Origin of the sequence: Flammeovirga sp. OC4, assembly GCF_000812565.1 — a bacterium.
Lineage (GTDB): Bacteria > Bacteroidota > Bacteroidia > Cytophagales > Flammeovirgaceae > Flammeovirga.
The window spans coordinates 116,467-127,438 of sequence record NZ_JTAM01000022.1 but is presented as its reverse complement, the minus strand read 5'-3'; the positions used below and the strand labels follow the sequence as shown (position 1 = coordinate 127,438).

Annotated in this window: 11 protein-coding genes; 5 read left to right on the top strand and 6 right to left on the bottom strand. The window is 32.0% G+C overall.

Features of this window, described 5'->3' with window-relative positions:
• Window positions 1–427: 427 nt before the first annotated feature.
• Window positions 428–838 carry a hypothetical protein gene (locus PL77_RS14695; RefSeq protein WP_044206682.1) on the top strand — a complete coding sequence of 137 codons (411 nt, stop codon included), beginning with the start codon at window positions 428–430 and terminating at the stop codon, window positions 836–838.
• Window positions 839–930: 92 nt separating this feature from the next.
• Here PL77_RS14695 and PL77_RS14690 read toward each other — a convergent pair whose 3' ends face one another.
• From PL77_RS14690 to PL77_RS14680, 3 genes are all read right to left on the bottom strand, one after another.
• On the bottom strand, window positions 931–1,695 hold the full coding sequence (locus PL77_RS14690; protein ID WP_044206680.1) for an MBL fold metallo-hydrolase: 765 nt from the start codon (window positions 1,693–1,695) through the stop codon (window positions 931–933).
• 11 nt (window positions 1,696–1,706) lie between these two features.
• Window positions 1,707–2,360 (bottom strand): MBL fold metallo-hydrolase, encoded by a 654-nt coding sequence (locus PL77_RS30630; protein ID WP_052444434.1) that lies wholly within the window; start codon window positions 2,358–2,360, stop codon window positions 1,707–1,709.
• Between the two features lie 72 nt (window positions 2,361–2,432).
• Window positions 2,433–3,005, bottom strand: a complete 573-nt coding sequence (locus PL77_RS14680) for a Crp/Fnr family transcriptional regulator (protein WP_044206676.1) — start codon at window positions 3,003–3,005, stop codon at window positions 2,433–2,435.
• A 256-nt stretch (window positions 3,006–3,261) separates the two neighbouring features.
• Between PL77_RS14680 and PL77_RS14675 the strand changes: the two genes are divergently transcribed.
• Genes PL77_RS14675 through PL77_RS14660 form a run of 4 tightly spaced genes read left to right on the top strand, consistent with a single transcriptional unit; the run spans window position 3,262 to window position 7,529 of the window.
• The gene (locus tag PL77_RS14675; protein ID WP_044206674.1) at window positions 3,262–6,261 is read left to right on the top strand and encodes a choice-of-anchor tandem repeat GloVer-containing protein; all 3,000 of its coding nucleotides are present in this window, start codon (window positions 3,262–3,264) and stop codon (window positions 6,259–6,261) included.
• 2 nt (window positions 6,262–6,263) lie between these two features.
• Window positions 6,264–6,449 carry a hypothetical protein gene (locus tag PL77_RS14670; RefSeq protein WP_044206671.1) on the top strand — a complete coding sequence of 62 codons (186 nt, stop codon included), beginning with the start codon at window positions 6,264–6,266 and terminating at the stop codon, window positions 6,447–6,449.
• A 50-nt stretch (window positions 6,450–6,499) separates the two neighbouring features.
• On the top strand, window positions 6,500–7,036 hold the full coding sequence (gene xrtX / locus PL77_RS14665) for an exosortase X (RefSeq protein ID WP_044206668.1): 537 nt from the start codon (window positions 6,500–6,502) through the stop codon (window positions 7,034–7,036).
• Window positions 7,029–7,529, top strand: coding sequence for a hypothetical protein (locus PL77_RS14660; RefSeq protein ID WP_044206665.1), 501 nt, complete (start codon window positions 7,029–7,031; stop codon window positions 7,527–7,529). The genes xrtX and PL77_RS14660 overlap by 8 nt, the downstream gene beginning before the upstream one ends.
• Here the strand turns inward: PL77_RS14660 and PL77_RS14655 are convergent.
• Genes PL77_RS14655 through PL77_RS14645 form a run of 3 tightly spaced genes read right to left on the bottom strand, consistent with a single transcriptional unit; the run spans window position 7,516 to window position 10,970 of the window.
• Window positions 7,516–8,565 (bottom strand): heparan-alpha-glucosaminide N-acetyltransferase domain-containing protein, encoded by a 1,050-nt coding sequence (locus tag PL77_RS14655; protein ID WP_044206662.1) that lies wholly within the window; start codon window positions 8,563–8,565, stop codon window positions 7,516–7,518. The two genes, PL77_RS14660 and PL77_RS14655, sit on opposite strands and share 14 nt — an antisense overlap.
• Before the next feature lie 6 nt (window positions 8,566–8,571).
• Window positions 8,572–9,192 (bottom strand): response regulator transcription factor, encoded by a 621-nt coding sequence (locus PL77_RS14650; RefSeq protein WP_044206658.1) that lies wholly within the window; start codon window positions 9,190–9,192, stop codon window positions 8,572–8,574.
• Window positions 9,193–9,194: 2 nt separating this feature from the next.
• Window positions 9,195–10,970 carry a sensor histidine kinase gene (locus PL77_RS14645; protein ID WP_044206655.1) on the bottom strand — a complete coding sequence of 592 codons (1,776 nt, stop codon included), beginning with the start codon at window positions 10,968–10,970 and terminating at the stop codon, window positions 9,195–9,197.
• Between the last annotated feature and the right edge of the window lie 2 nt (window positions 10,971–10,972).

The following is a 10,972-nucleotide window of genomic DNA, read 5'->3' as shown; positions in this document are numbered from 1 at the left end:
ACAAGATGTTGACTAACCTTTTTTTGTGTACAAATTTCAATGATTCATCAACTTTTATCTTGAATCATTGAAATATTTATACTATTAACTCATCTTTTGCTATTTATTATCATAAATGTTGATAACTTTTTAAAAATACAAAACGAGGTAGTATGTAAAATAAAAAGTTATTCACATATGCACTTTTTATTAACAGTAAATCATTGTTCTGTGAAAATGATCCATTAAAAAGATGTAGAACTTCTTTAATCCATTGATTTTATTTGATAAAAACTTGTAAATAATGTTATTATTTGAGTATTATTTCTAAAAAAATTACATGAATTGAAAGGTTAAAATGTAGAATGATTGATTATAGTTTTTTTTTTGATTAGCATTATAAATTTCATGAGCTTAACATGAACAGCTAAAACTTTAAATGATAACTATGAAAACTAGAAATTTAAAAACGATTCTATTCTTAGCTTTTTCAACCATCATGACTTTAGTAAGTTGTGAGAAAAATGAGGTTGATTTAAATCAAGCAAGCGATTCTCTAACAATTGAGCAACTAATTGAAAGTATGAATGGAGATGAAGTATTTGACATGACTAATACTTTAATTTCCAATCAGCGATCTCTATTTCCTATCAATAATGGTAGTCTCATCGAAAACAAGTATGCCTATAGAAAGCTAAACAGTTTTGGTGCTGGATTTGAGTCGACATTCAAACCAGGGGATATTCTTTGTGAGGGAAGCGGATATGATTTTGCAAAATGTGTTAAAAAACAGCTTGATAATGGTTTTACATTAAGGTTATACAAAGAAGGTAAAACCTCTTTTGCAGAAGAATTGTAAACTTTTCTTTAGCTTAATCCAAGAAAAACAGCCCTAACCTCTTACTTATATGAGATTAGGGCCGTTTTTTAGTGAAAGAGGAGCTATAAAGATTAAATCGAAATCACTTCTCCATCCTCAAGAACAAAGCTTTTCTCCATTAATCCTAAATCAGTATATTTTTGTCTAAGATCAGCTCTTGTCGTTGGACAATGATTGACTGCCTCCATATGATTGGCAATGACCTTACCAGGAGCATTTTTCGTAAATTTGATCACATCTTCAACTGTCATCAATAACGGTTTGAATATATCAAATTGAGCAGAACCAGCCGCTACTACACTGATTTCAGGTTTATATTCTCTTAATACTTTATCAACAGCATCAGTGTAGATTGTATCAGAACTTAAGTAAACAGAGAGTTGATCAGGTAGTTCGATATAAAAACCCATTACATTTCCGGCAGGTTTAGCGACAAAACCGTAACCATGTTGAGCAGGAATACCTTCTATTTTTCCTCCCAAAAAATCACTCCTTTTCCAATAGTCTACAGTTAGAATAATGTTCAAACCTCTTTTTCTTAACTCATCCTCATCTTTTACACTACAGATAACAGGAATATTTTTCTTTCTTAAAAATGCTTCTGCATCCTTGTCTAAATGATCGGGGTGAAGGTGAGTAATAAGACAGTGCGTTACTTTATCTAAAATAGGTTGAACATTTTCGGGCAGATCAACTAAAGGATTTTTTCGTGCTTTAAAACGAATAAAAGAAAAAGGAGGCATTGTACTTTTTTTCCCTAGCATTGGGTCTACTAAAATAACTTTGTCATTCGTTTCAATGACCATTGAAGCGTTTCTGATGTGATGGATTTTCATGAGGATAATTTTTAGATTGTATTAATAAGTTCTCGTTTCCATTCGTGATAGAATGGGTTGATTTGTTTTTCTGTTCCGATTGTACTACTACGACCATGACCAGGATGAATAACCATGTGATCAGGTTGCTCATCGATCAACTGGATTACAGATTTCTTGAGTTGCTCAAGATTTGCGGTAGGTCTATCCCAGCGACCAACACTACCTTCAAATAGCGTATCACCAACATAAAGGTCATGACCAATTTTATAACAAACTCCTCCAATAGTATGACCTGGAGTAAGTATTACAGTTATTTTATGGTCATCTATATATAATTTGGTCTCCTCAGTGATTGTTTTAATGTTCAATGAATTGATATCGTAGGCTCTTTCTTTTCCAAAATATCCAAATCCATTAAGATCATTATCCATTAAAATTTGATATTCTAACTCATGAACATAAATAGGTACATCGAAACAATCCAAGGCTTCAATGTGGTCGATGTGAGCATGTGTAAGTAATATTCCTATCACTTCAAGCCCTTCTCGTTTTACATACTCTTGGATTAATTCTTTTTGGTAACCCGGATCAATGATAAAGCACTTTCCATTTCTGTCAAGTACATAACAGTTCATTGGTATGTCACCGTCTAATTGTAGCTTTCTGATTGGATATAACTTCATATCTGTATTGTTTTTTGTACAATACAAATGTCGATTTCAAGGAAGCCAATTCCATTGATTCAAATCAAGAAATTAGATACGCTTGCGAATCCTGCTTAATGTTTCAGGAGTTACGCCCAAATAGGAGGCAATATGATATTGAGGAATAGATTGTAACCAGTGAGGCTTATAAATCATGAGTTCTTTATATAGTTCTTCGGGTGTTTTTGTGATACGGTTGTATTCAAATTGTTCTTTATTTTCAAAAATCTTCTGAAATGTAAGATCAATAAATGTTTTTCCACAATCATACTTTTGAAGTAGTGCTCTGAAAATGGATTTTTCTATAGTTAGTAGTTCTATCTTAGTTAAAGCCTCTTGATTCTTTTTGGTGGAAGTATCATTGTTGAAAGCAGAGAAATCTGTAATGAATTGTGGAGTGGTATAGAAAAGTGTATTGGTTTCTTTTTCTGGGCTAATGTAATATTCACGAACACTTCCACTATTGAGAAATCGTAATTGATTTTCAAAGTTGCCAATCTGAAGTATCAACTCTCCTTTTTTGTAAGTCTCCACTTTAAAGGAATTAAAAAGTTCTTTCAATCCTTCCTTATTCAATGGGTATTCCGTTTCGAAAAACTTAGAGATTTGTGTGAAATTTGACATTACTTTTTCATTTTTTATCAAATGTAAGGATACTTTTTTGAAAATACTTAAGTAAAGAAACTGACTTATAATACGTTCACTTTATCTCCCCCAAATGGGGGATTTTTTGTCGATAATCGCAATTATCTTCCATTAAAATCTCATGCAAGAGATATTGTACTCTATTTTCGATAGTAGAAGATAATGAGGCTGACTATTTTTTTTACTGGTGACACGCTTCTTTGTTTCATTACAAACTTTTAATTCTTTACTAAAGATGAAATTAAAAATACCTATTTCAAGATTACTGCTCTTATCATTTTTGTTGCTCCCTTTTACGCTATTTTCTCAAGATGTTTTAGTGGGAACAACGAGTTATTCTATCTATGCGATTTCTGATGATGGAACTACTACCATACACTCATCTACTCTTGGTACAAGGACAACTAAAGGAGGACAATTTGGAAAGACTTTAATTTACCATAATGATAAATTATGGGGAGTAGCAAAAATTGGTGGAACTAATGACGAAGGTATAATCTTTAGCCTTGCTATCGATGGTACTGGCTTTACGATACTTCACCATTTTGATGGTACCAACGGTGGAAAACCTATTGATCGCGTATTTGCAATCAATAATAAAATAGTAGGGTTGACAAGTGAGGGAGGAACATCAGATAAAGGTGTATTATTTTCCATGAATGAAGATGGTACGGGATATTCTGTTTTAGAAGAGTTTTCTAAAGTTGTAGGGGGGAGCCTTTCATTTGAAAATGACCAAATATGGGGTGTTTTATCTGGTGAAGAAGAGATTTTTTCTATTGATGCTGATGGTAATAATTACAACGAAATAGATTTAACAGGTTTTGATGATTCTGCTTCCTCTGGAGGAGGATTAAAATATATAAACAGTAAGATTTATGGAACATTGAGTGCATCATCATCTAATGGTTCTCTTTTTTCAATAGATACAGATGGTACAAACTATTCTGAGTTAGCAGATGCTGATAGTGAGACTAATTTGGAGTCTTCGCCAGGTTTCTCATTGATTGCGAGTAATAGTAAAGTTTTTGGAGTAACGACATCCTCTGATGGGACTATCTTTTCAATGGATGTTGATGGTTCAAATTTAGCAAAACTACATGATTTTGTATCAGGTACAGGAGTTAACCCAGCGAGTGGCTTAACGGAATATGATGGTAAACTTTGGGGTATAACATCAGGAGGAGGAAATAATGGGGAAGGAGTAATATTTACCATTGATACTGATGGAACGAACTACAGTGTTGAGGAACATATTTCAGAATCACAAATAGGAGGAGAGGTACAAGGAATGCCTATCATTTTTTCAACAGAAACTACCTGGGATGGATCAAGTTGGACTAATGGTGAACCTAGCGCTTTTAAAACAATTGTCATAGATAGTGATTTCACTCCTACTTCAGATTTTACATGTGCAGCTTTAACAATTACTTCAGGTAATTCATTGAACATAGCTTCAGGAAGAACAATTACTGTACAAGGTGATATTACGAACAATGGTGATGGAATAACAGGTTCCGGTATATTAGTAATTGATGGTTTTGTAAATGTTACAGAAAACTTATCCATTAATCCAACATTGTCAATCACATCAGGAAATTCATTGAGTATATCATCAGGTAAGGCCTTAACTCTATCAGGAGGTTTGTCAAGTATTGGTAATGGTATAGGAGGTTCAGGTTCCTTACTTATTGATTTTGATTTTACATTGTCTTCAGATATTACTTTTGGGGATATTGGTATTGCATCAGGTCATGAGATAAATATCCCAACAGGCAGAACCTTAACTTTACAAGGCGATATTACGAATAGTGGTGATGGAATAACAGGTGAAGGAACATTAGAAATTGATGCGAATGTAGAGGTAGTAAATGCAATAACGGTACAAGGTATTGTATCTATCACATCTGGTAATCAGTTGACTACAAACAATAATTTGACATTGGAAGATGGTGCCACGTTATATCATTCAAGTACTGGACAAATCAGTGGTAATGTGAATGTGAAAAGAACAGGTGAAACAAGTAATAAAATCTATAATTATTGGTCTGTACCCGTTCAAGAAGGGGCACAAGCTTCACAAGTGGTTGACAGAGACCGTTATTATTATGATGAGCCAAGTTCTACATGGCAAGCTTTCTCAGGGTCCGTTAGTGTAGGACAGGGGATTATTGCTACAGGTGCAGGTACGTTTACAATTACAGGTACTCCTTATGCAGATGCTGTGAATGTTCCTGTAACGTCTCAAAGTGCGAATGCTACTTTTAAAGGCTATAATTTAATTGGTAATGTGTTCTTAGCACCATTGGATTATGATTTATTTATTGCTGATAACGGTAATATCACCAATGGTACTTTATATTTCTATGAAGGGAATTCAGATGGTACGGGAGCCTATACAGTAGTCAATTCTAGTAATAAATTAGATATTCCTTCTTTCCAAGGTTTCTTTGTTCATGTAGCTGCTGATGGAAATATTACATTCGAACATGATCAAAAGCAAACAGAAAAGAGTGGTAGTGTTTACAGAAAGAATCAAAATACACCTTTTGAGAAATTTACTTTTGAAGCAATATCAGATTTATATTCAGATAAAGTAGTTTTCTTAACAGGGGCTGATTTTACAGATGAGGATGATTACACATTTGATGCTTTTAAACTAAACGGTTCACAAGCGTTATCCTTAAAGTTCAATCGTGATGAGACAGATTATCATACTTTGGCATTAGAAAAAGTTGATCAATATATGTTACCAATTACTCTTGCGTTTGACAAAACCAAAACGGTCAACTTAGAGCTTCAAGAAAAGCAGTTATTAGAGGATTATGAAATCTATTTGTTTGATAAGACCAATGAAAATAAATTTAATTTGAACGATGAGGTGGTCTTAACAGGTGAAGGTACAGAGGAAGATCGTTATGAAATTCATATTTCAAAAATTATACAAACAGATCCAGGAAATTCAGATGACATTATTTCATCAATAGATCTAGAGGATGAGGTAGAAACTACAATTTCGATTGTAAATTCTAAAATTCTAATAGATCAGATTTCAAACGGTGATATAGAAATAATAGTGACAACAACGCTAGGAACTAAACTCTATCAGAGTCAGAGCAAAGCGACAGGTGGAAAAGCAGAATTTAATTATTCGATTCCAACAAACACGCCTGTAATTATACAACTTCTGACTTCTCAGAAATATTATTCTTACAAAGTTTTAATTAATAAATAGTTATGAAAAAAATAAAGGTATTATTCCTTACCCTAATATTCAATTTTATTGCTTTATCATTATGGGCAGGACCAATGCTTCCTCCTACTCCTGCGGGAGTACCCATAGATGATGGTGGTTATATTCTCTTAGCTTCGGGTGCTATATATGGTATCTACAAGTTTAAAAGTAAGAGAAAGAAAAAGTAACTACCTACCAACCTGCTACAATTTTTTGTAGCAGGTTTAACTTTTTAATTATGATAGCAACTATTAAAACTACATTCGAGCAATTCTCTCTATTACAGAAATTTCTGATTAAGGCCATTATACTTTTTTGTATCTGGCAAGTGACTTATAGGTTTTGGATAGAGCCGGATGGAACTTTAGATCAAAAGTTAATAGAAGCAGTGGCTCAATTAAGCTCTTTCTTACTTAACCTATTTTTTGAATCAAGTGTTGTCAATAAAGATACAGTGACCTTAAATGGGATGCAGGCTGTGTTTATAGGAAAGGGCTGTAATGGTTTAGGGATCGAAATGTTATTTATTGGCTTCATCTTGTCTGCACCTGGAGCATTGAGAACTAAAATAATTTATGGGTTGTTTGGTTTTGCATTGATTTATTTATCGAATGTGATTAGGGTAATGTTATTGGCGTATAATTTTATTCAATCTCCTGAGACTTTTGATTTTAATCATAAATACACCTATGCCTATGCTGTATATGGAATTATTTTCTGTCTTTGGATGATATGGGTTGAAAAATATTCAGGTTTAAAATCTAAAAATGAATAAGAAGTTAGTATTCTCAAGAGGTATTGCACTTTTTACTTGGTTAGTAATCAGTATTCTTGTTTTTGATGTAAGAAAAGACTCTTCCCTCTTTTTTGATCAATTGGCCACGGACTTACTCAAATTCGGTGGTATAAGGTGGTTGTTGAGCTTGTTTACAGGCTTAGGTTATTTGTCTGTATCTGTTCATTGGCTGGCAACGAAGCTTTTCTTTGTCTCAATGATTTGTATAAACATTTTTATCATCTCTCTCTTTTTTAGCAATGATAGAAAAGTCTTTTACCGAATGACGATATTTACAATTTTATTTATAATGACGAGTTTTACTTTGAGCATCATAAGTAAGTTTACTGGAATTTTTGCTTTTCAGCGCTTTTCATATTCCATGCTTACGTTTATAATTTATCCTATAGCTCCATTTATATTTATCCCATTACTGTATATGTTGTCATTAGAGTCTAAATCGAAACTAGATGTAGAGTTTATCGAAGCTTAACATTGTATCGAATAGCTACTTTAACGACTAAAGTTGTCAAAGCAAGCAGTACTAAACTACTTACTAAAGCAGCAAAATGTATTGATAAGAAACTGTGTTTACTTAACCAATCAATTGAAGTATATCTTAAAGGCGTATTATCAATAAAGTAATAAAAACTAATACGCCTGATTACTTCGCTTATCAAGTAAAGTAGTAACGCATTTTGTCCCCAGAATAATAGAATTGGATAATGAATTATTGTAATACGTTGTATTAATTGACCAAAAAATAATGAAAGCCCAATTGTAAATAAGGAAAAGGAAGGAAGCCATAAATCTTGTGATAATGGGAAGATAAAACTTAAAAAGAATCCAGCACTACTAAAAACAATTGAGAAAATAATAGTCCAATCAGGGAACTTCGTCAGGTGAAAGCGGTGCAATAGTACTCCAATTAATATTCCGATAAAAGCGTTAATAAGACTACCAAAAAGCGATAAAATACCTTGTGGATCATACAACATACCTCTATAAATATGATTCCTCAATACCAGCTGATCAATAGCTTCTTGAAAACGAAAAGGAGCTTGATTCAAGGTAGAATAATTAAAACTATATATTAAAATAAAGAGAATGAAGGAGGCTAAACAGGAAATAATCAAATACCTATAATTCAAAAGAAGTAAACAACCACCTAAAGTATATAAAATTGCTATACGCTGTAAAATTCCCATTAGTCGAAGTCCTCCAAGTGGAAAATAGAATGGGAAGTTTTCGATAATAATACCAATAATAAATAGAGAAATTCCCCTTTGGATAATACGTTTTAATTTGAGATTACTTTTATTATATCCTAATGCTATACCCATTATAAATATAAAATTAGGATAGACCCAGTCAGCAAAATGAAAACCAAGTTTAGTATGTGTCAATTGTAGAAATGACTGATTATTATTGCCTCCTAGATTAATAAGCAACATAAAAAATACCGTTAATCCCCTGTTGACATCTAGCCATACTAGCCGAGGAAAATGATGTTTCACTTTATTATTCATTGGCTGCTATTGCATTAAATTTTCTCTTTCTAATTTATATTTGATGAGGTCTATCGTTTTGCTAATTCCTAGTTTTATTTTAATATTTCGCTTATGAGTTTTTACAGTTTCTGATCCTACAAACATCTGTTTTGCAATTTGATTAGTCGTCAACCCATCACATATCAGATCTAATACTTGTTCTTCTCTTAAAGAGAGTATTTGTTCTGATTTTTGTACATTTTGAAAATGTTCTTCCACTCTTGAAGAATAATATTTATTTCCCTTGCTTACAGTTCTTAAAGCTAATAGAAGGTCTTTATCTGTGTCATCTTTTAAAATATATCCAAGAACCCCAATCGATTTACACTTTTTTGTTGTAGAGTATTTATTGTGCATAGAAATGACTAAGGTTTTTAAATCAGGATTTTTAGCTTTAATCAATTCAATCATTTCTATGCCATTCATTTCAGGCATTTGAATATCGGAGATCAGTAATTGCTCATCATATTTACTTTCCGCTAAATATTGTTTAGGTGAACTATAAACATTGATTATGGTGGAGGAAGGAAAATATGATTTTATCATTTCTAATAACCCTTTAAGAAAGAGGTAATGATCGTCTACAATTGAAATTTTGTTTATCATTTTTATAAGTTTATAATTAAAATCTTATTGTTATTTGGAGCTATCTCTAATCGGCCTTTGAGTAATTTTACTCTGTAGAAAACGTTCTGTAGCCTATACTCGTTTTGTAATAAATCTTCAGAAAAATGAGTGCCGTTATCATAAAATAGCACATTGATATTTTGATGGTCTACTTCAATTTCTAATCTTACTTGAGTCGTTTTTTGTTGAAGTGAAGAAAAAAGAAATAACTCTTGAATGACCCTGTAAAGGTGTTCCAACTCTTCTATTGGAAGAGGGATTGAGGAAGTATTGTAATGAAATTGGAAGGACTTTGAATGAGCATTAAACTTTGTTGCTAATTCCCTTATTTCATCAATCCAATCATCGACTTTAAATGAAGGGCTTACTAACGTGTGTGAGATATTCCGGACGTTATTGATTGTATTTTCAAGAAGTGGTTTTATGTTTAGGTTACTTTCTTTCAGTTTCATTTTGATGAATGAAAGATCACCTCCAATACTATCATGAATTTCTCTACCGATTTTATTCCTTTCATCCTCCTGACTTATCACAATGGATTGAATGTATTTCTGTTGATGTTCTTGCTCTAGTTTGGCTAATCTTTTATTCTCTTTAATGACATTTTCCCATTTCCTGTAAAGGATGAAGAACATAAAAAAGAACAGAAATAAGGTGACAAAATAACAGATTAAAGTAGCGTTAATGTTTCTTTCAAGTAGTCCTAAGTGTGGAAGACATACGAAAATGAAACAATTAATAGCTGTAAAAAGGAAGAAATAGAATAATTCTTTTGCATAAACCACTTTATCTTTAATGCCAGGAAAACATAGATGAGCAAAGAAAAGAGAGATTAAAATCCATGAACCTATAATGATAGTAGTATATGTGATTTGTTGTATTAAGATTTCATGAGGAAGAATCAAGAAAAGCACTTCAAGAACAATCATTATGATATTGAAATAAAAAATTATTTTTAACTCTTTGGAAGCATCATTGGGGTATAAATAATTTTTTAAAAATAAATAGTAACCGTTGATGAGAAGGTGATTACTAATAATTCGAATGATATAACTAATATCATAATCATTGAAAGAAAAATAACCATAAAACAAACCTATTCCTGTTTCTACAAAGCCTATTATACCTATAATCTGTAATATAAAACCGAAGTAAAGTATATTTTTGGAGAGTGTCCAACTCAAAAGTATTATGATGATAAATAATACTGTTACTGTTCTTAACACGGTCAGAACAGCAGATTGCTGACTTTTTATTTCATGATATTCATCTACATCATAGAGCTTTATGTTTGTTGGAAGCGGTCCACCTTTACCAAAAAGTTCAATGTATATTTCTTTACTTTCATTTTTATCAAAATGTAAATAGAAAGCATTATCATATATGTCAATTGAAGAAATAGAATTTAGATCTAAAACATTAATTCTTGTATTGGCTGAAGATAGTATATAGACTTTGCCGTAAGGAATTAATTTATAGTTGAAAGCAAGGATTTGTTCTTGACTTACTGTAGAACTTATTTTTACTCTATACCATTTTTTACCCGCAAAAGGAGAATGACTAAAGTCGGCATACCCAAACTCTTTCCATGCTGTAAGTGAATTTCGGACCTCTTCAAAGGAAAGGTCAGAGGAGTTGACTTTAAAAAAAGAATGAAATTGAGTAGAAGGTGTTTCATTAATTTTAAAAACACTTTCTCCAGAAGCAACATTGCATATAAAAATAAAATGGAGATAAAGTAAAATTTGCTTTCTCATAA